General features: G+C 41.1%; 16 protein-coding genes and 1 tRNA gene. 8 read left to right on the top strand and 9 right to left on the bottom strand.

The window, feature by feature from the left end; all coding sequences use genetic code 11:
- A partial coding sequence (locus BO222_RS12215) for a transposase (protein ID WP_075817320.1) occupies positions 1-255 on the top strand: 255 nt, incomplete at its 5' end.
- 205 nt (positions 256-460) lie between these two features.
- Here the strand turns inward: BO222_RS12215 and BO222_RS12210 are convergent.
- The 5 genes from BO222_RS12210 to BO222_RS12190 all read right to left on the bottom strand — a co-directional run bounded on the left by BO222_RS12210 (position 461) and on the right by BO222_RS12190 (position 6,087).
- Positions 461-1,363, bottom strand: a complete 903-nt coding sequence (locus BO222_RS12210) for a LysR family transcriptional regulator (protein ID WP_075821023.1) — start codon at positions 1,361-1,363, stop codon at positions 461-463.
- Between the two features lie 15 nt (positions 1,364-1,378).
- Entirely contained in the window at positions 1,379-1,558 is a 180-nt protein-coding gene (locus tag BO222_RS12205) for a helix-turn-helix domain-containing protein (RefSeq protein ID WP_075821022.1), read from the bottom strand.
- 489 nt (positions 1,559-2,047) lie between these two features.
- Positions 2,048-3,904: an ABC transporter ATP-binding protein gene (locus tag BO222_RS12200; protein ID WP_075821021.1), complete on the bottom strand. Its 1,857-nt coding sequence runs from the start codon at positions 3,902-3,904 to the stop codon at positions 2,048-2,050.
- Entirely contained in the window at positions 3,897-5,633 is a 1,737-nt protein-coding gene (locus BO222_RS12195; RefSeq protein ID WP_075821020.1) for an ABC transporter ATP-binding protein, read from the bottom strand. Before BO222_RS12195 ends, BO222_RS12200 begins: the two co-directional genes overlap by 8 nt.
- Positions 5,605-6,087, bottom strand: a complete 483-nt coding sequence (locus BO222_RS12190) for a MarR family winged helix-turn-helix transcriptional regulator (RefSeq protein ID WP_075821019.1) — start codon at positions 6,085-6,087, stop codon at positions 5,605-5,607. Before BO222_RS12190 ends, BO222_RS12195 begins: the two co-directional genes overlap by 29 nt.
- A 353-nt stretch (positions 6,088-6,440) precedes the next feature.
- On the opposite strand from BO222_RS12190, the gene rlmD reads away from it, so the two are divergent.
- On the top strand, positions 6,441-7,778 hold the full coding sequence (rlmD, locus tag BO222_RS12185) for a 23S rRNA (uracil(1939)-C(5))-methyltransferase RlmD (RefSeq protein ID WP_075821018.1): 1,338 nt from the start codon (positions 6,441-6,443) through the stop codon (positions 7,776-7,778).
- A 290-nt stretch (positions 7,779-8,068) separates the two neighbouring features.
- Here the strand turns inward: rlmD and BO222_RS12180 are convergent, their stop codons facing one another.
- Positions 8,069-8,584 carry a hypothetical protein gene (locus tag BO222_RS12180; protein ID WP_075821017.1) on the bottom strand — a complete coding sequence of 172 codons (516 nt, stop codon included), beginning with the start codon at positions 8,582-8,584 and terminating at the stop codon, positions 8,069-8,071.
- A gap of 72 nt (positions 8,585-8,656) precedes the next feature.
- A complete protein-coding gene (locus tag BO222_RS12175; protein WP_075821016.1) occupies positions 8,657-9,580 on the bottom strand; it encodes an AraC family transcriptional regulator in 924 nt (307 codons plus the stop codon).
- 221 nt (positions 9,581-9,801) lie between these two features.
- On the opposite strand from BO222_RS12175, the gene BO222_RS12170 reads away from it, so the two are divergent.
- The 5 genes from BO222_RS12170 (at position 9,802) to BO222_RS12150 (ending at position 16,166) form a co-directional block, all read left to right on the top strand.
- Positions 9,802-11,103: an ABC transporter substrate-binding protein gene (locus BO222_RS12170; RefSeq protein ID WP_198932091.1), complete on the top strand. Its 1,302-nt coding sequence runs from the start codon at positions 9,802-9,804 to the stop codon at positions 11,101-11,103.
- Positions 11,096-11,977 (top strand): carbohydrate ABC transporter permease, encoded by an 882-nt coding sequence (locus BO222_RS12165; protein ID WP_075821015.1) that lies wholly within the window; start codon positions 11,096-11,098, stop codon positions 11,975-11,977. The genes BO222_RS12170 and BO222_RS12165 overlap by 8 nt, the downstream gene beginning before the upstream one ends.
- Positions 11,974-12,834 (top strand): carbohydrate ABC transporter permease, encoded by an 861-nt coding sequence (locus BO222_RS12160; protein ID WP_198932085.1) that lies wholly within the window; start codon positions 11,974-11,976, stop codon positions 12,832-12,834. Before BO222_RS12165 ends, BO222_RS12160 begins: the two co-directional genes overlap by 4 nt.
- A gap of 430 nt (positions 12,835-13,264) precedes the next feature.
- Complete coding sequence (locus BO222_RS12155) at positions 13,265-15,508, top strand: alpha-galactosidase (protein WP_075821014.1); 2,244 nt, start codon at positions 13,265-13,267, stop codon at positions 15,506-15,508.
- A 124-nt stretch (positions 15,509-15,632) separates the two neighbouring features.
- On the top strand, positions 15,633-16,166 hold the full coding sequence (locus BO222_RS12150; RefSeq protein ID WP_075821013.1) for a hypothetical protein: 534 nt from the start codon (positions 15,633-15,635) through the stop codon (positions 16,164-16,166).
- A gap of 184 nt (positions 16,167-16,350) precedes the next feature.
- Here the strand turns inward: BO222_RS12150 and BO222_RS12145 are convergent.
- Together BO222_RS12145 and BO222_RS12140 are read right to left on the bottom strand one after the other, a co-directional pair.
- A tRNA-Pro gene (locus tag BO222_RS12145) sits at positions 16,351-16,427 on the bottom strand.
- A 346-nt stretch (positions 16,428-16,773) separates the two neighbouring features.
- The gene (locus BO222_RS12140) at positions 16,774-18,924 is read right to left on the bottom strand and encodes a Tex-like N-terminal domain-containing protein (RefSeq protein ID WP_075821012.1); all 2,151 of its coding nucleotides are present in this window, start codon (positions 18,922-18,924) and stop codon (positions 16,774-16,776) included.
- Between the two features lie 328 nt (positions 18,925-19,252).
- On the opposite strand from BO222_RS12140, the gene BO222_RS12135 reads away from it, so the two are divergent.
- Positions 19,253-20,401, top strand: coding sequence for a nuclear transport factor 2 family protein (locus tag BO222_RS12135; protein ID WP_075821011.1), 1,149 nt, complete (start codon positions 19,253-19,255; stop codon positions 20,399-20,401).
- The last annotated feature ends 219 nt before the right edge of the window (positions 20,402-20,620 follow it).

Raw genomic sequence — 20,620 nt, 5'->3', positions numbered from 1 at the left:
CGGGAGAACATGTCTTCAGATGCAGGACATGAGATTATGGTCAGCCGGAGCATTCAGGCGGAAGGAACCTTCGGAGATCTTAAAGAAAACTACAGATACAGCCGATTGAGACGCCGGGGACTGGAAAACGTAAAATTTGAGGTGCTTATTGTGGCCATGGGGCACAATATCAGAAAATTAAACAACAGAAATCGGATGAGTTGCCCAGAACTCGAACGTTATGGAAAATTAAAGGAGCAGAAAAGCGAAATCTGAAAAAGATTATAAACAGTCTTTTTGAGTTTTGGCTCTTTTCAGTGCGTTCAAAAATTGACTTGAGCGGAAAAACACATCATAAAACAGGATTGAATCAGATAAAAAGCATAGAAAAAGGGGCTGTAAATCTCGCTGATGAAAAATCAGTCGAAATTTAACAGCCCCTTCGTTCATCAGTTTATACCCAACGGTTATAACAATCTGTTTAGTGGTACAATTCCTTGCTGACCTTTTTGGCAGCATCCAAAAACTGCTGGACGGTAGGCGTTGGAACGGGAGAATGGAGGATTCCATAGGGAATACAATGGTTCCACTCCACAGGTATTACTTTCAGTAGAGGGTGAACATTCGCCCATCCGGGAATAGCCAGCAATACATCATTTGTATTCTCACAATGATTAAATATATCCATTCCGTAAAAGTCAAAATCCACAATATTTATTTGTGGGTGATTCTGCCAAAGGTCGTCTCGGAGCTGATCGACATAGCGGCTCCAGCCACGGTGCATAAGCAGCAGGTTTTCGCCGTAGAGGTCAGAAAGCTGCAATTTATCTTTGGTTGCCAATCGGTGGTGAATAGAAACGGCGCAGTAAAATGGGCCTCTAATCAATTCCAATCCCGCACAGCAACGAACACCTAACATTGTATCATCGAAAATACCACCGATTATATCAATGTTTTTGCCTAAATTGGCTAAAATTTCCCGTGCGTTTTCGGGGGTGTTCTCAAAGGGTACAATTTGAAATTTGATATTTGGGTGCAAGGCTTGAACTCTCGACCAAAGTTCCATAAGAAGCTGTGCAGGGGTGATAGGGGATGAACCGATACGAATAATATTGCTATCTTCCTGCATTGCATTTTTGGCTCTTGTAAGGGAATCTCTACAATATTGTATAATGTATTTTGAATCCTGATATAGAGAGTGCCCGGCCTTTGTTAAGTGTAGCCCTCTGTGTGTCCGATCAAATAGTTTAACGCCTAACGAATCCTCCAGCAAATTGATTTGTTTGATAACAGCTGTAGGTGTAATAAAGGATTTCTCCGCCGCTTTGTTAAAGCTGCCTGCGTCCGCTACTCTTATAAATGTTTCAAGTTGTGGGTTATACATAACATTTCACCTGCCTTATTGGGACGAATTATCTTTTCTTCGTAAATCTATCGGCTTGTTTGCCGTTTTAGGAATCATCCAAGAACGCCCAAATTTTTGTATTCCGTCTATTCTGCTTTCTTCACATAGTTTTTGAACACGCCGTTCAGAGATTTCCCATTTTTGCGCCGCTTCTCTGACTGATATGTAATCCATTTCTATCCTCCAAAAAGTACGCATAACCGAATGATCTTACGATTATATTTTATTCGGATATGCGTATTTTATCAAGAATCGGGATTATGCTTTCTTATGGATTTCTGATGAACTCACGAAAGATTGATTTTCAAAGTTACAGCTAATTTTTACAATGAATAACTTTTGGCAAAAACTCCCCTTGACAAATCTCGTCTCATGAAAACAGCTCGTGAAGATCTGAATCCAAACTTGAAATCAAACAAAAAAGCAGCAGAATCCAAGTTGTGTGTTCTGCTGCTTTGATCATTTTAAAGGTTCAATGTAAAAACGTGTGAGATTCCCGGTTAAGCCAGGAATCCCACACGATTTTACACAGAGCCATTTTAAATACATACAAAGTCTTAAGCTTGAATGAGTATGTAGAGAATTGCATGAAATTACATTGTAGAGTGAATGGAATAGGGATAGTCTCGAATGAAAATTGTTGAAGCCTTTTAAATGAATCCATTAATCCATTTCAAGCGCACCAGTATAGAGCTGATAGTAAACTCCTTTTTTCTTAATCAATTCGTCATGATTGCCTCGTTCAATGATTCGGCCATGATCGAGAACCATAATCGCATCTGAGTTCATGATTGTTGAAAGGCGATGCGCTATGACAAATACGGTTCTTCCTTCCATCAGTTTATCCATACCATCCTGAACCAGGCGTTCTGTACGGGTATCAATCGAAGAAGTCGCCTCATCAAGAATCAGCACCGGAGGATTGGCTACAGCGGCCCGGGCAATAGCCAACAGCTGTCTCTGACCCTGTGAAAGGGATTCTCCACCAGCCTGCAGGTAGGTGTTGTATCCATTTTCAAGGTGGTTGATAAAGCCATCAGCATTAGCCAGTTTCGCCGCTGCTATGCATTCTTCATCCGTCGCTTCAAGTTTTCCAAAGCGAATGTTATCCATAACTGTTCCAGAAAACAGCTGTGTATCCTGTAAAACAATACCCAGAGATTTTCGGAGGTCATTTTTCTTAATCAGGTTGATATCAATTCCATCATAAGTGATCTGCCCCTTGTTAATATCATAGAAACGGTTAATCAGATTCGTAATGGTCGTTTTACCAGCCCCTGTTGCTCCGACAAATGCGATTTTCTGGCCCGCTTTGGCGTACAGGTTGATATCATGAAGTACAGTTTTATCAGGATTGTATCCAAAGGTTACATCATCAAATACAACATCACCTTCCAGAGGAACCATAACGGTTGTTCCATCAGGTCTTGGATGACGCCAGCACCATTTACCTGTATATTCCTTGGATTCTACCCATTGACCATCTTCAAGTTTGGCTCGAACCATTGTGACGACTCCATTATCGGTTTCACTTGGCTCATCCATTAATGCAAAGACCCGGCTTGCACCAGCTCCAGCCATAACGACGGCATTGATCTGCTGAGAGATCTGAGCAATTGGCTGGTTGAATGAACGGTTTAAAGTCAGCATGGCTGCTATTGTTCCCAGCGACATGCCAAACATGCCATGAATCGCGAAGAAGGCACCGCAGGTTGCTGTAATGACGTAGGATAAATATCCAAGGTTCATGCAGACTGGCATCAGAATATTGGCAAAGGTATTTGCTTTAGTGCTCGCCAGGCATAGATCATCATTGATCTTTTCAAAACCTTCAATGGTCTGTTGTTCATGAGAGAAAACTTTAACCACTCTGGCCCCTTCGATCATCTCTTCAACATAACCATTCACAGCGCCAAGTTTTTTCTGTTGAGAGCGGAAATACTTACCTGAACGCTTGGTAATGCTTCTGGCTACAAAAAGCATGAATAAAGCTCCGGCGATAGTTACTAAAGCTAACTGCCAGCCAAGCATAAACATACTTGCGACAACCATAACGATGGAGACAATTGACGAAACAACCTGCGGAACAGATTGAGAAATCAGCTGACGCAGTGTATCCGTATCGTTGGTATAAACCGACATGATATCCCCATGAGCATGTGTATCAAAATAGCGAAGGGGAAGACTTTCCATATGAGCGAAAAGATCTTCACGAATATCGTTCAGAGTTCCTAAGGAAATCGTGATCATCAGGCGGTTCCAGATATACGTTGAAAGAATTCCCAATACATAAATCAAAGCCAGTTTAGCGATTCCGGCAATCAGAGGCTGAAAGTTCGGATTGCTCTGGTTCATCATTGGAGTGATATAGCTGTCAATCAGTGTTTTCTGGAAGGTGCTTCCATAGACATTGGCTAAAGCGGAAAAGAGAATCAGAACAAAGACGATCACAACTAACTTCTTGTAGTTGTGCCAGACCAGTTTAAAAATTCTGGAAAGACCCTGTTTGCGGTTATTCATCTTCGCTTCCTCCCTTCTGCTGTGCCTGATAGGTGGTACGGTAAATTTCGTTGGAGTTCATCAGTTCATCATGAGTACCCCAGCCAACCAGGTGACCTTTATCAAGAACCATGATAATGTCGGCATCCTGAATGGAAGAAATACGCTGAGAAATAATAATCTTTGTGGTATCCGGAATTTTCGTTGCAAAAGCCTGACGGATCAGATAATCGGTTTTGGTATCCACAGCGGACGTTGAATCATCCAGAATCAGAATTTTAGGCTTTTTCAATAAGGCTCTGGCAATCGTCAGACGCTGGCGCTGACCTCCCGAAACGTTCGTTCCACCCTGTTCGATGTAGGTGTCATAGCCTTTTGGCATTTTCGAAACGAATTCATCCGCCTGAGCCAGCTGACAGGCCTCGATGATTTCAGCATCGGTCGCATTTGGATCACCCCACCGCATGTTTTCCTTGATTGTTCCTGAGAAGAGGACGTTTTTCTGCAGAACCATGCTGACCGCATCACGCAGCGTATGAAGATCGTATTTGCGCACATCAATGCCGCCAACTCGAACTTCACCTTTGGTGACGTCATACAATCTTGGAATCAGGCTGACCAGAGACGATTTGGAAGATCCGGTTCCTCCCAGAATACCCATGGTTTTTCCAGAAGGAAGAGTGAAGTTAATATCACGGAGTACATAGTGACCATCGACCTGTTCAGCATAGTTGAAGTAGACATGGTCAAATACGACTTCACCATCCTTGACTTCTTTGATTCCATCTTTTGGACTTTCAAGATAAGAAACCTGGTTGATGACTTCAACGACACGCTTTGCGGAAGCTAAGGACATGACAACCATTACGAAGATCATGGAAAACATCATCAAGGACATCAGAAGGTTCATGATGTAAGTAAATAAGGAAATCAATGTACCAATCTGCATACTTCCATCCACTACGAAATGAGCACCAAACCATGCGACCAGAAGGATACAGCTGTAAATAGCCACCTGCATCATCGGCTGCTGAAGAACAAGCAGCAATTCGGCTTTGCGGTTAATGTCAAAGATTTCCTGCGAACGTTTATCGAAACGTTCTTTTTCATAGTCTTCACGAACAAAGGATTTTACTGGACGAATTCCAGCAATATTTTCCTGAATGCTCTCGTTGAGCGCATCGTATTTCTTAAACATCTTGACGAAAATTGGATTCACCCGCCCAATCATCGAAAAGATAAAGATTCCTAAGACAACAGTCACACCCAAAAGCATCAGAGCAATTTTGGAATTGAGATAGAATACCATCGCAAGAGCCATGATGAAGTTGAGAGGACTTCGGACGGCAATTCGAATAATCATCTGAAAACTGTTCTGAAGGTTGGTTACGTCGGTTGTCAACCGGGTAATCAGTCCTCCAGTTGAATATTCATCAATATTCGAGAAGGAAAAGTTCTGAATATTGCGAAATTCTGCGTCTCGGACATTCTTTGCAAAGCCAGCAGACGCTTCCGCAGCATATTTTCCTGAGAGAGCACCGCAAATCAGTGCGAGAATGGAACAGGCCAGCATCAGTAAGCCATATTTCCAGACATTCGCCATATTGCCGGGAGTGATTCCATAGTCCACCAGATAGGACATCAAAAATGGAATCAGGATATCAAAGACAACTTCAAGCGCAACAAAGATTGGCGTCAGGATCGTCTGTCTTTTGTACTGCTTAATCTGAGCAGTCAGAGTTTTTAACAAATGGATTCTCCTTTCCTGTATCAATTACATTGGAAGCGACAGTCCTTAAAAATTTCATCCCTTCATCTTTTTGTTCAGGACTGATGCCTTTGAGCATTTCTGATTCAACATGATTCATGCGTTCAAAGACCTCGCTAAGGATTTCCCAGGCTTTTTGTGTCGGTTCAATGACATGAATGCGTCGATCGACTTTGGAGGGAACGCGGACTAATAAATCCTTGGCTTCAAGGCGGTTGATCAGGCCGGAAACGGTTGGATTGGATACATTGAAGAATTCTTCAATATCTTTTTGACGTACCATTTTTCCTTTTTTCGTCTGTGAACAGACATAGCGGACCAGATCAGCCTGCGATTTGGTAATGTTCAGATCCTTGAAGATCAGATTAATCTGCCGATCGAACTCATTGATAATGACTCCGGTACAAAAACTAAGGGAGTTTGTCAGCTCCTTCATCTTTGCCTCCTTTCAAGAGCTTCCTATATCTTTATTTCTTCCGGGAGGGAACCAGCTAGAAATATATAGGACGCTATATAGCAAGCTATCTTTGATTATATTCGGTTGAAATTCATAGTCAATTGAACTCATTTCGCTAATTTCATGTGAACTCTTACATCATTTATGGCTCCAAATCAAACCTTCCTGTCATTTTACAATTCACGAGCAGATTTTCCTAGATTGGAATGAATGACTAAGAATCACAGTTATCTGATTAAAAATTGACTATCTGAAGATGAATGAGGAAGAGGCATCAAGGTTCAGATGACATCCCTGACGTGATCTGTTTGTGAGAGTGATAAAATCGGGTTATGAAGAAAAACAGTGTATACCGAGTTGTTGGAGAATCCGTCAGCGATCAGGGGTATGGAATCACCCATATTGATGGTCAGACGGTGTTTGTTAAAAACCTGCTTCCTGATGAAGAAGCGGATATAAAAATTATTAAAGCGACAAAGAGTTATGGAGTAGCCATCGTTCAAAAAAGAATTTCGACTTCAAAAGATCGAGTTGAACCAGTCTGCACGCAGGCTGGAAAATGCGGTGGATGCTCCTTCTTACATATGAATTATTCAAGTGAACTGAACTTTAAGCACGATGAATTGAATCATCTGTTTGATCAGGTTGATCCATCCATTGATGTCAAGCCGGTTCTGGGTATGGAAAACCCATGGAATTATCGAAACAAAGCCCAGTTTCCAATACGAATCAAAGATGGAAAAATCGTCTCTGGCTTTTACAGACCGCATACCAATGAAATCGCTCCGATCGATCACTGCCCAATCCAGGCTGTTATGATTAACGAAGTTTTTGCCTGGATTATTGAGAATCTTCCTTTAAGGGATGCCAGGGGACTGCGGCATCTGTATATTCGGGAAGCTAAAACGAAACAGATGCAGGTCGTGTTTATCGGAGAACAGGAAAATGATTTAAAGGACTTTGCCAGATTGCTTCAGAAGCAGTTTCCCCAGATTGTCAGTGTGGTTTTTAATAAAAATACCCGAAAGGATAATGTGATTCTGTCGGATGAATACGAAATTCTGCTCGGCAAGGATACGATTACTGAAGATTGCCTGGGACTCAAAATTGAACTGCATTTTAAATCGTTTTATCAGATCAATCCGGTTCAGATGGAAGTTCTGTACTCAAAAGCGCTTGAGCTGGCCAATCTTTCCAAAGAGGACCATGTAATTGAGCTTTATTCAGGAACGGGAACGATTGGTCTTTTGGCAGCAAGATCTGCCGGTAAGGTGACTGGAGTTGAAATTGTTCCTGAAGCAGTAGCCAATGCGAATGAAAACAGAAAGGCGAATCATATTGAAAACGCACAATTTATCTGTATGGATGCCAGTGAATTCGCCGCAAAAAACAAAAATGCGGCGGATGTCGTTTTTGTTGATCCGCCGCGAAAGGGAATGACAACCCAGGGAATTCATGATATTTGCCTTCTCGAGCCAAGACGAATTGTCTATATTTCATGCAATCCCAGAACTCTGGCAAGAGATTTGAAGGATTTCATGAATAACGGGTATTCCTGTAAACTGATCCAGCCTGTTGATATGTTTGCCCATACGACTGGAATTGAATGTGTGGCTCTGATTGAAAAAACGAATGAACCAAGACTGTTGAATAACAAGACTGATGAATAACAAAGAACGTTGATCAATAGAGCAGATCAAAACAGATAGAAAATTTAGATCATCAGAAAAAGAGATTAAATCCTGTATAAACTGGTCTTCATATAACAGATAACAGACCTTTCAGAATGGCATAGGATATAATCTCTTTTTTTTGTGAAAAAAAAGGAATCGATTCATTCGAGCTGCAAAGTTCGTAAGTTGGAAATGAAAGGATTCCTTCAGGCAGATTAAAATTGGATTTCTATAATATATGGTTCAATATATGTTTCTTTTCTGTTTTACCGGTTAAGATTGAATCGCTATTGCTTTTCGCCAGTAAATGTCAGCTTTTTATCGTTGCCTTTGCCATATTCAAGTGCATCTCTGAAATAGCCATTGTAGATTTCAACCAGTTTTTCAACCGCATTGAATTCTGCAGGATTTTTATCCGTATGCCTACTGATATAAGACAGAGCAGCATCAGCGGCATTGGCTTCGGCTCCGGCCAAAAGCATCATCATAACAACTCTTGGCAGTCTTCTGTGTTCTTCAGTACCTATTTTTTCGAATTCTGGAGTTGATGTCATTTCGTTGAAGGCATTTTCGATGTTATGAGGATTGGTCAGAACGGATTTGATTGTATCTTCACTCGCTAAGTAGTTTTTGATTTTTTCTTCAGCGTAATCAATCAGCTGACCGTATAAATCCTTTTCTTCCATAGAGCCTGCTTTTTCTCTCAGGCTTTCAGCAGCCGTTTCCATTCTTTTAACAGCTTCTTTACCAATAGTTTTTAATTCATCAGGACTTAATTGTTCGATGGCATATAAAGTAATCATTCCTTCCACCTCCTGATTACAGAATAAACGGATGAAGGATAAACAATTACCAGCATGCCTGTTTTTATAAAATTACTGCTGTTTGGATTCTAAGGAAGTGAATGGTGGAGTTGTCCCTGTCTCTTCTTCCATCAACAAGGATGAAGAAGGAGTCTGATTCTGCTGACGCCATTGTTTTGGTGAAATCGAATAGATCTGCTTAAAGGCTCTTGAAAAATGAAATGGGTTTTCATAGCCCACCATCTGTGAAATCTCAGAGATTGTAAGTCTGGTTGTTTTCAATAAAACTGAAGCTTTGGTCATTCGATATTCAATAATAAACTGCTGAGGAGTCTTTCCGGTGGACTTTCGAAAAATCTTGCCAAAGTAGGTCCGATTGATGCCTAAGATATCCGCTATGGTTTCGACGGAAACATCTCCTTCATAATTCTGTTCAATGTAGTGAATCGCTTCCTTGATATAGTAGTCACTCATCTTTTTGTGGTTATTCACCTTGGCAATGGAACAGGATCGGATCAGAGCATCAAAAAACAAATACAGATGGCCTATTAATGATAGAGATGATTCTTTTGAATGATCTACAATGTATCGCATTTCAGAAACCATAACATCGCGGATTTCCGGGTAAATGCAGCGATACTGACAGGCGTTTACATTAAGCGGTGTATTGACGAGACCTTCTTTGGCGCGCAGACCTCCGAATTCGATCCACATATACTCCCAGGGATCATCCTGGCTGGCAAAGTAGGTTGTCATCTGTCCGGGAAAAAGCATAAATCCCTGCCCGGCAGTGATTTCATAATTCTGAGTGATTCCTTTGGTATCATTAGCCATCAGAGTCCCTTTTCCCCGGATTACATAATGAAACAGATAGTTGTTTCTGACGGCTGGGCCAAATATATGGCCGGCTATGCATTTTTCGAAGCCGCATTGGTAGATTCCAAGATCGATAAAATTATCATTTGGGAATATCGAAAATATTAGCTTATCAGACATTTTCCTAATCCTCTTTGTTTGGAATATACCATAAAGCAACTTTCATATCAAAAAGAGGAAAAATGCCGAATTTAGGTATAGAAAACGCTAACAAGCGCTATGTTATGACGCAAAAAGGGTTGATATGATTGGACTGTAATCAATATTCATGTGTAAATTCGGCCGATCAATCATGGATGAATACTACTGTAAGGATAGAGATATCCAAGGAAGGTTTAACAGTGAGAAGAAAAATTAAGAAAGGATTTCTGTATGGTCTTTCTGCCGTTATGCTTGCTGCACCCCTGGCAGGATGTGCCAGTACAGATCATGACAAAACAGTCAAAACCGTCGAACTGCTCAATTATAAACCAGAAGCTGTAGACGTTTTTGAAGAAATTGAAAGACGGTTCAACGAAACTCATGATGACATTAAACTTGAAGTCTCCTCTCCAAATCAGGCGATGACCATTCTGAAAACCAGACTGGTCCGGGAAGATTATCCTGAAATCGTGGGGATCGGAGGAGATATCAACTACTCAAACTTCCTCGATGCAGGACTGTTTGAAGATATTTCCGATGTTGAAGCATTACAGGAGATCAAGCAGGCTTATCTGGATATGGACAAGACACTTGAACTCGTGCCGCAGGAAGGTATCTATGCGATGCCGTTTGCGGCCAATGCAGCTGGAATTCTTTATAACAAGGAAATGTTTGAAGAACACGGCTGGAAAGTTCCACATAACTGGGATGAGTTCATCTCATTATGTAAAGAAATCGAAAAAGCGGGCATCCAACCTCTGTATGCCGGTTATAAAGATACCTGGACAACATTAGCTCCATGGAATGCTTTGGCGGTCTGTGTAGCCGATGAAGATGCGATCGCAAGAGTCAACAGTGGAGAATCCACTTTTGAAGAGGAATATTCACGAGTTGCAGACCGGATCAAGGAAATGATGCCTTATATCGAAGATAACCCGGTAGCTTATGGCTATAACGATGCGGCATCTGCATTTGCAAGAGGACAGTCTGCGATGTGGGCCATCGGCAGTTACGCGATTCCTCAGATTCGCTCGGTAAATCCGGAAATGGAAATTGGATCTTTCGTTATGCCAGCCGGTGATGATGAAAGTGAGAATAACCTGAACTCCGGTATTGATATTCAGTTCTCCATTCTGAAAGGTTCTGAAAACAAGGAAGAAGCCAGGGAAGTTCTTGAATTCTTGAATTCAGATGAAATCATCAACCTGTATCTGGATGCTCAGGGCGGTATTGCGGCAAAAGAAGGCGACTTCCCAATTCCAGAAGAACTGAGCGATATGAAAGAATATATTGATTCTGGACGAATGAAAGACTTCCCGGATCATAAGTATCCTTCTGAAATGTCAGTTGACGCATTAATACAGACTTACCTGATCAATGATTCTGATACAGCCAAGGAAGAATTCCTGAAGAAATTCGATTCGGATTGGCAAAGATACAATCGGGATACGATCCGTCGTATCCAGGAATACGAAGCGAAGGAGAAGTCTGAAAATGAATAAGAAGAAGAAAATGACAGGACGGCAGAAAACGTTTGCGGCCATTATGATTCCGGCTCTGCTTCTGTTCTTCTGCTTCAACACATACCCAATGATTCGCGGCTTTATTTATGGCTTTACCAATTACAGAGGTTATGGTGACTTCGACTGGGTAGGACTTCGCAACTATGCAGATCTTTTCACGGATCCCCGCATCTGGAATTCCTACTTCTTTACCTTTAAATATGCGATCTGCGGAACCATTTTGGTTAACGTTCTTTCCTTATTGATGGCTCTGGCGCTCAATGCCAAGATCAAAGCGAAATCATTTTTACGCGGCGTATATTTTGTGCCAAATATTCTTGGCGGATTGGTGATCGGTTATATTTTCAGCTTCTTTTTTACCTACATTCTGCCGGCTTTAGGACAGATGTGGCATATCAGCTGGATTGAAAACTCGATTCTTTCATCCAAGGAATTCGCCTGGATCGGAATTTTGATTGTTGGCGTATGGCAGGCTGTCGCCATGACAACCATCATCTATATTTCCGGTCTGCAGACTGTTCCGGATGATGTCTATGAAGCTTCAAAAATTGATGGCGCAGGGAAATGGAAAGAATTCTGGGATATTACGTTCCCCCTGATTATTCCATTCGTCGGAACGAATCTGGTTTTAACCACAAAGAACTTCTTAATGGTATTTGACCAGATCCTGTCACTGACCAACGGCGGTCCAGCTCAGTCCACTGAGTCGATCTCCTTCTTGATCTATCAGAATGGTCTTGACGGCGGTCAGTTCGGCTTCCAGTCGGCAAACGCAGTCATCTTCTTTATCGTGATTGTCCTGTTGTCTGTATTCCAGCTGACCATGACTTCAAAGAAAGAGGAACAATTATGATGAATACGAAAGCAGCTCCCAAAGCATCAAAACCAAAAGTAAACTGGATGCTGACGGTCATCCTTTTTCTTGGAACCATTACCGTCTTCTTTCCGCTTTACATGACTCTGAATATTGCGATCAAGCAGCCCACTGAGATGACCAATGACGTAGCTGGTGCGTTAGCCCCACCAAAAGAATGGTCACTCTCCAACTTTGCAGAAGCGATGAGAGTGACCGACTTCTGGAACTCGTTAGGAAATTCGCTGCTGATTACTGTAACGACCATTATCCTTGGTGTTTTGATTTATTCGATTGTCGGCTATGTATTTGGAAGAACCATGGCGACAAATAAGAAATATAAATTTGCCTATTTCTATGTAGTCAGCGGTATGTTTGTTCCATTTGCAATTCTGATGATGCCTTTAGTTAAACAGACAGCTCAGATGCATTTGGGTAACCAGTTAGGTGTTATTTTGCTCTATATCGTTTTCTACATGCCGATGAATGTCATGCTTTATGCAAGTTATATGAAAAACATCCCCATCGGGCTTGAAGAAGCGGCTTATATTGATGGCGCGTCGACTTTTAAGACGTTCTGGAAAATTATTTTCCCAATGATGAAACCGATGCATGCGACGGTAGCCATCATGACTGCTTTAGGCACCTGGAATGATGTCATGACACCGCTTGTTATCATGTCCGGTACAGGAATCAATACGCTCCCGATTGCTCAGCTGAATTTCCAGACTCAGTTTGGAACCAACTACAATCTGGCGTTTGCATCCTATACCATGGCCTTGATTCCAATTCTGTTATTCTATGTGATCTGTCAGAAACAGATTATTGGCGGCGTGGCCAATGGTGCGATCAAGTAACTCTGAAACTAACCTGTTTTAAGCCTTACGAATGGAAGAGATCCAATCATTTGAATATCAGTCTGTCAATGAGAATTGCAAAAAGCAAACTCATCGCGAACTCTCGACTGATTGCGCTCTTCCTTTCTGTTCTTATCCTTGCTGCAAATTATTGTGCTAATGGATCCGATGACTGCTGCAGACATCAGTCAAGGTTCCAGGTTCAGTCGAGTTTTAAAAAATTGGATCAATTCAGGAAATGGAAATCACAAGATTGATTTCCATTTCTTGGTTTTCAGCACAAAAACGCTCATCCAGTAAAGAATTAAAACAAGAAATGCTATTGAGTAAAATACCGAATATTTAAACAATCGAAATACAAGAATATGAGCCCGAATTCCTGATTATGTTCATTTCGAACCATTGATCAGAACCATGGAAAGGAATTGTTATGAGTATACATATTGAAGAAAACTTATTTAGTCTTGAAACGAAAAATACTCTGTATCAGATGATGAAGGATCCATATGGTCAGCTGCTTCATTTATGGTACGGAAAGAAAACCGATCAGAACATGGACTATCTGATCAATTCAAATGAAATCAATTACACAGGAGTTCTTTATGAATCCCAGCATGATCGTTCGTATTCGAATGACATTCTGCCTTTTGAACTTCCGGTGAGCGGACATGGTGATTTTCGAATCAGTGCCTTATCGATTGAATTACCAGAGGGAAGTGTGGACCTTGATTTAAGAATAAAAGAGGTTATCCCAAAAGATCACAAAGAGCCATTAAATGGATTGCCTTATTCTCATGATGGAAAAAACGAAAAAGCAGAAGCTATGGATATCGTTCTTGAGGATCATCAGGCAGCTATTGAAGTCATCCTCCATTACAGTGTGTTCTATGAAACCGATGTGATCGCCCGTTCGGTTGAAGTGATTAACCACAATGAAAAAGCCATCCGCATCAGAAGAATCTTTCCAATCAGTCTGGATTTTCAGGAGCAGAAGTTTGATCTGATTCACTTTTATGGAAGACATGTGATGGAAAGACAATTCGAACGCGAACCCATTTCGCATGGAATCAAGAACATTTCTTCTTCAAGAGCGATGTCTTCCCACCAGCATAATCCGGCTCTTATTCTTGCAAGCCCAAATGCGGATGAGTTAAGCGGATCGTGCTATGGAAATCTGCTGATGTATTCTGGATCTTTTGCAGGACTGGTTGAAAAAGATCAGATTGATCAGATTCGTCTTTTGTTAGGAATGAATCCGGATCATTTTTCCTGGACGCTCAAAAGCAATGAAAGATTTCAGTCTCCTGAAGGCCTGATGTCTTATTCCGAAGATGGCTTTTCAACACTCTCTCATAACTTTCATCATGTGATTGAAGATCACGTCATGAGAGGAAGGTTTGCCAAAGAAGCCAAACCGGTTCTTTTAAACAGCTGGGAAGCAGCCTATTTCACCTTCGATGGCTTATCGATTCTTAATCTAGCCAGAGAAACAAAAGAACTGGGAGCAGATTTGCTTGTGCTTGATGATGGCTGGTTTGGTTATCGCAATAACGACTACACTTCATTAGGAGACTGGCAGGTCAATGAAGAAAAACTTCAGATGCCTTTAGAAATGTTAGTCAGACAGGTTCACCAGATGGGATTGAAATTTGGACTTTGGATTGAACCGGAGATGATTTCAGAAGATTCAGATCTTTATCGAAAACATCCTGAATGGGCGATGGTTATTCCATCCCGTAAACCGCTGGTTGCAAGAAGTCAGCTCGTTTTGGATATGGCAAATCCTGAAGTTGTGAATTATTTATATGATCTGTTCTCGAAGATTATTCGTGATACCCATCTGGACTATATTAAATGGGACTTTAACCGCTCCCCGGATCCGCTTTATTCCTCTGTTTTGCCAGCGAACAGACAATCAGAAGTGTCTCATCGCTTTGTTTTAGGAACGTATAACTTACTTGAACGTCTCACTCACGAATTTCCGGATGTCTTATTTGAAGGATGCGCCGGAGGCGGAGGCCGATTTGATGCCGGAATGCTTTATTACACTCCTCAGATCTGGTGTTCTGACGATACAGACGCACATGAAAGATCCAAAATCCAGTACGGTACCAGCTTCTTTTATCCAATTCGTTCGGTTGGATCCCATGTTTCCGCCATCCCCAATCATCAGACTGGGCGAAAGATTTCCTTAAACGATCGAAAGATTGCAGCTTCTCCAGGAACATTTGGCTATGAGTTAAACCCTGCAGAGCTTGAATGGTCTGAAAAAAGAGATATTGAAAAACAGATTATTGAATACAAAAGAAGACAGCCGCTAATCTTTGATGGAAATTATTATCGGCTGAGTAATCCATTTGAAGATCACGCTGCAGCATGGATGTTTGTCGATAAAAATCAGGATAAAGCTCTGGTCCAGGGAATGTTCTATCGATTTATCTCAAATTATCCAGGAAGAAAAGTCGTTTTAGCTGGACTCGATCCTGATAAGAAATATGAGGTGACTTATTCATCTTTTCCACTTTCATCCCACGGACGCTTTGAAGAGGAAAATGAATCAGCTCCTGCAAAAGCCATATTCAGTGGTCAGGCCTTAATGACTGGGGGAATTCGCGTTCAGACTTCAATGAATGATGATGCTGGCTTTGAACTGGAACTGGAAAGCCTGAATTAAGGTTATATAGATCAGAAGTTCAAAACTCGTTTTTTCAAAAATAAATTTATGTTTAATTTTTCTTTTATCTCGGTTGGATAATATTCCATCTGTAAATAGTAAATAGAAAAGTGAGGACAAAAAAATGAAATTTAATATGACTGAAAAAACGAAAAAAGGATTAATCATTGGAGGTGCCTGTACTGCACTGCTCGTCGGTGGATTTGGTATTGGATACATGAGTGGAAATCATAATGATACTCATTTTGAGCGCCGTATCGAAAGAAGAATGGCTGCAAGAGATGACAGCTTTGGTGGTTTTGAAGAGGATCTCGATAGTGATTTCCTGTATGGAGATGATTATGATGACTTCGATCATGATGACATGGATGATTTTTCGGATTTCTTCGAAGATGACAGACCATCTCGAAATAGAGGCAGAAGAGCCTTCAGAAATTATGATTCACAGGATGATATCGATGATTTCATGAGTCAATTTACTGATGATGAAATTCAGACGTTCGTTGATGAGTTTGAAGAATATAAGAAAGATCAGAATGCAACGGGAAATAATGATAAGAACAGCTCTTCAGACAAAAATAACTCCACTTCTGATAAGGATCAATCCGACGCAGACAAAACTGAAAAAAGCAGCACGACCAATAAGGAAAACGTCTAGAGTTTACAATCACTCAGCTCTTTTTAAGGCAAGTCTGAACAACCGCTAGATTCAGAAAAACTTGAAAATTGATAGGAGCAGTTCATCTTGGCAGGATCATAGAAGAATGGATCCTGCCTTTTTTCTATGCGGTAAAGTGAATTAAAAAAAACTCCAGTTTTTTGAACTGGAGTGATTTTTAGAATGGTCAGGATGGCGGGATTTGAACCCGCGGTCTCTTGGTCCCGAACCAAGCACTTTACCAAGCTAAGCTACATCCTGAATGCTTAATTAATCTATCACTTACCAGATTTGGATGCAAGCATTCAAGATGAGATAATCCGTAAAATAACGGCTTCTGTATGGACCTATAATAGGGAAAAACGGATCATTTGAAGGTCATAACGAGATAGAGTTCTCGAACTTTTTCTGATTGACTCTGAAAATTAACCTGATCAATATCCATGAATGAAAAAGATCTGCCATCTTAAAAGACGACAGACCTTCTAAAGTCATTCAGCTAAATTCATTATTAAATTTACTGTTATTGATGGATAAGTAACCAAAGGCGGTTCATGAATGGTGAAGTTCAATGAACCAACCCGATATCTGGATTGAAGACTTAACTTTACAGGGGAAGCAGTGAAAGCTGAACCCGATTTCTTTTTTCATCTGTCGAAAGTACATAGCAGGTGACAATCTGACCGGTTGAAACCACTTCGGATGGATCTGAGATAAATCGGTTGGCCATTTTCGAAATATGAACCAGACCATCTTCATGAAGTCCGATATCGACAAAAGCTCCAAATGAAGTGACGTTGCGAACGGTTCCCTGAAGCTGCATTCCGGTTTTCAGGTCCTTGAGTTCGAGAACATCCTTTTTAAGAATGGGTCCATCCAGGCTCTTTCGAGGATCAAGTCCCGGATTTTCAAGTTCCTTTAAAATATCGAGAACAATTACTGGATCCGTGCCTGTTTTCTTTGCGATTTCATTGATCCGCTGTTCATTCTGATAAGACTTTAACGCCTTAATAAAGGGTTCAGTTCGAAACTGACGCAAATCAAGATTCAGAAGTGCAATGACTTTATTGGCCAGATCATAGCTTTCAGGATGAATTCCTGTCTGGTCAAGTGGGTTTTCAGCTTCATTGATTCGAAGAAATCCGGCTGCCTGTTCAAAAATATTGGCAGATATCCCTTTAACTGCAGCAATTTCCTTACGGCTGGTAAATGGATGTTTGCTTCTTTGATCGAGCAGTTTTTTGATGGAAGTCTTGTTCAATCCGGAGATGTATTTCAGAATCGATGGAGAAGCGGTATTAATATTGACTCCAACCTGGTTAACCACTTTGGTGATTGTAAAATCCAATGCTTCATCGAGCTGTTTTGGAGGCAGATCATGCTGGTATTCTCCAACTCCAATGGATTTTGGATCAATTTTGACCAGCTCGGATAATGGATCCTGAATTCTTCTGCCAATGGAAACGGCTGATCTTTTTTCAACGGTCAGATCCGGAAATTCTTCACGCGCTAAATCAGAAGCAGAATAGACGGAAGCTCCTGCTTCAGAAACCAGTGCATATTGAATTTGAGGAAAGTCCTTTAACAGATCCGCGACGAAGGCTTCAGATTCACGGGATGCGGTTCCATTTCCAATCGCAATCGTCTGCGGCTGATAGGTTTTAAGCAGTTTTCTGATTTTTTTATCCGCCTGGGCTCTGGCATGATCCCCTGAATGCGGATAGATGACATCAATATGTAAAACGTCTCCTTTTTCATCGAGAAAGGCCAGCTTACAGCCGGTACGAAAGGCGGGGTCAAATCCTAAAACTTTCTGAGATTCAAGAGGTCTTGTCATTAACAGATGTTCAAGGTTTCCGCGGAATTTATCAATGGCATTCAACTCGGCTTTTTCTTTGAGTTCACGACGAATCTGACGGGAAATGGAAGGAATGATCAGGCGTTTGCAGGAATCCTTAATGGCTTCCTGAAGCATTCCGGCATAATCAGAATCCCTGTTACGAATCATTCTTCGGCCAATCTGATCAAAGAGACGGTCCTGATCAAAATCGAACGCGACAGTGATGATTTTTTCCTTTTCTGCCCGGTTAATGGCCATGACCTGATGTCCTTTCAGTTTTTGGACTGGAGTAGTAAAGTCATGATAAATTTCGTAGGTACCATGTTCATCTTCGGCACCTTTTTTAAGCGAAGTTTTCAGGTTTCCGAATTTCTGCATTTCTCTTAAAACCTGTGCGCGGATTTTTTCATCATCTGAAAATTGCTGAGCCAGAATAAAACCAATTCCTTCACGGACTTCTTCTTCAGGCAGGTTAATCTTTTTAGACCAGTAATTCACAACACGATCGACTGAATTCTGACGATCCTGGCGCAGAATCTGTTTAGCGGCGGGCTCAAGTCCTGCTTCAATGGCTGCGGTTGCTTTGGTTTTCTTCTTTTCCTTATATGGACGGTAAAGTTCTTCAAGTTCAGCCAGTTTTTTACAGGCATCGATTCGTTTTTGAATGGCTTCACTCAGGAGTCCTTTTTCTTCGATCAGATGGGCAATGCTTTCCTTTTTCTCCTGCAAAGAGAGCTGATATTTATGCATCAGTTCGATCTGTCTGATCTGTTCTTCATCGAGTGAGCCGGTTCTTTCTTTTCGATAGCGGGCAATAAATGGAATTGTAGCTCCTTCATCAAGCAATTCAAGAACGGCTTCAACCTGTTTTTCATGTAGATTGAGCTGTTTACAAAGGTATTCAGTAATTCCTGTCATGGGTATCCTTTCAAATTCAAGTAAGTAGTAAATGGTTCGTCTTTCATCTTAATTCAGAATTTGAACAAAACAAAATAATTGGTGAATTCCGCTCTTATTACATTGGTTTTTCTAACGGGACTTTCGCTTACTCGCTGGTTACAATGAAAGGCAAAGAAATTCAGAAGTGATCTCTGAATCTGCCAAGTATATGGCCAAAAATGATCAAGATGGATCAAGAAGGATAAGGAGACCATTCATTTGAAAAACGCGTATCAGTAAAAGTCATCAACTAATCAAATCAGTGATTAATTATAATCAGATCAGATTGAAGGAAAGAGGACCTACAATGGAAAAAAATATCCGTGAAGAACTCGAACGCTTCTATCATCAATATATCCAGACATTAGAAGATCAGGATATCGAGGGGATGAATGAGCTGTGGATGAATGATCCGCAAACCCGGGCTGTCTCCATATATGGTGTAAGCGATGGTTTTGATGAGATAAAACAGAACATTGAAACGCATTTACAGGGTGATATTAAAGAGATCAATATGATTTCTAATGAGATGGAAGTAATTAATGCCAGCGATGATCATGCATTAGTTTATCTGACTTATACCGTGATATTAGTCTATAAGAATCAGAAGCAGGCCCATGAGCAAAACATCATTGAGACCCAATATTTAAAACGGGATGCGTCAGGGAAATGGAAAATTGAGTACCAGCACCAGTCAATCCCTAATATCGGAGTTATGCAGAGTGACTCATTGAATCAATCAAAAATCATTGATGAGATGCTAGAACTGATTAACGGGAATCAAAGCCGCCCGAGATCACTCAAGGAACGCCGTCATCTGCTTGAACATAAGCTTGGTCAGCTGACTTCAGAAGAGATTACCCCAAAATTAATCGAGCTGCAAAATCAGCTGATTGCCCTGCAAAAGCAGCATACCGCATTAACCGCTCTTGCGTTTATTATGTCAGAGGATCAAAAGATCTCTGTCTGGACTGGAGATGCTTCAAGACTAACTGTGGATTGTCTAATCAGTTTCATGAAAAGTTCACAAAGTTATGATCCATGGCTTTCTAAAAGCGCCGGGCTTGGGCTTCAAAAGGAAAACTTGAACCACCTTCATTTGAATCATTCGAAGACATGGGTTTCAGGAAATTATAATTTACCGGTTAAAGGAGTGATTGAAGTCTCCTTTGATCTGATTTATGGTCTATATACTGATAAAAAACAGGAGGCATTCAGGAGCGCTCTGCATGAAGCAATCGATAAGGCGAATGCTCGAGGATATAAGTCCATTGCAATCATGCCAGGCTGGAAGGATGTATTGAATATTCCTTCTGCAAAAGGAAGTGAACAACTTGTCTCTGAGGTTATGAGCAGGCTTGAAGATCCTGAAAGTACTTTAAATAAAGCGGTTCTGGTATCTTCTCGAGGCGAGCAGGCAAGAGCGCTGCAAAGCGCAATAGACGATTTTGAATAATGATAATTCAGATCAATCGAAGCAATCCTTGAACAGATCGACAAAACAAATGTAAGGGGCTGTTAAATTTCTGACAGTCCAAAAGTAAAAAGAGGCACCTGATCCGTAATGGATGAGGTGCCTTTTTTGGTAAAATATGTTCATGCTCAATAAACAAAATTACCAAACACACTATAACTCGATTCAGGGCCGTTTGCCACTGCTCCATTCTCTCTTCCC

This window comes from Ileibacterium valens (assembly GCF_001945525.1).
In the GTDB taxonomy this organism is placed as follows: domain Bacteria; phylum Bacillota_I; class Bacilli_A; order Erysipelotrichales; family Erysipelotrichaceae; genus Ileibacterium; species Ileibacterium valens.
This window is presented reverse-complemented; position numbering and strand designations above follow the sequence as displayed.